Annotated in this window: 1 protein-coding gene; it reads left to right on the top strand. The window is 44.0% G+C overall.

Features of this window, described 5'->3' with window-relative positions; genetic code table 11:
* Positions 1–261 precede the first annotated feature (261 nt).
* Positions 262–480 (top strand): transposase (locus tag BLQ82_RS13545; protein ID WP_208861949.1); only part of this gene is annotated, 219 nt, incomplete at its 3' end.

Below are 480 nucleotides of genomic sequence, written 5' to 3'. Positions count from 1 at the left end.
GGAGGGAATGAGAGGTAAAAGTACCTTAGATTTCGCCGCAAGCGAGCTATAGGAGGAAATGAGAGGTAAAAGTGCCCTTGATTCCGCCGTAAGCGAGCTATGGGAGGGAATGAGAGGTAAAAGTACCCTTGATTTCGTCGTAAGCGAGCTAAAGGACGATGGCGTAAAGTAAGTTGTGTACCAAAATTTGGAGCCTAGCAGGCAACAAAAAAGTAGGGTATTCTCGGGATTGCGAAACCACCAAGAAAGGAACCCTACTCGATGACTATTGTACCCGAAAATATGCTGAATAATCTATTTGAAAATCTTGTTATTCAATTTGTAAAAGACAATTTAGAGTCCATCATGCGAGCAGAAATCCAAGAATTCATGGCTACGGAAGAGTCTGGTCCAAACAACAGCCGCAATGGATACTACCCGCGAAATCTGCACACGAAATACGGAGATGTAGAGGAATTAAAGGTTCCACGTGACCGTCAG

Source organism: Paenibacillus jilunlii (genome assembly GCF_900102965.1).
Classification (GTDB): Bacteria; Bacillota; Bacilli; order Paenibacillales; family Paenibacillaceae; genus Paenibacillus_AQ; species Paenibacillus_AQ jilunlii.
The sequence above is the reverse complement of the archived record's forward strand: the minus strand, read 5'-3'. Positions and strand labels throughout refer to the sequence as shown.